General features: G+C 66.5%; 1 protein-coding gene. It reads left to right on the top strand.

What is annotated here, in order from left to right; genetic code table 11:
* Nucleotides 1-236: glycoside hydrolase family 125 protein (locus AC0IYH_RS34010; RefSeq protein WP_471838885.1), on the top strand; the 236-nt coding region annotated here is incomplete at both ends.

The following is a 236-nucleotide window of genomic DNA, read 5'->3' as shown; positions in this document are numbered from 1 at the left end:
AGCGGCCGCCGGTGGCGCAGCGCCGCTTCGTCAGCAAGGCGGTGGAGGCGGAGATCGCGCGCGTAAAGGCGAAGATCGCCGACCCCGAACTCGCGTGGCTGTTCGAGAATTGCTACCCGAACACGCTCGACACGACGGTCCAATATTCGGAAATCGGCGGCAGGCCCGACGCGTTCGTCATCACCGGCGATATCGAGGCGCTGTGGCTGCGCGACAGCTCCGCGCAACTCCAGACC

The organism is Pseudomonas sp. AC463 (assembly GCF_979253585.1).
Note: the sequence above shows the minus strand (reverse complement) of the source record. Positions and strands in the feature narration are given on the sequence as shown.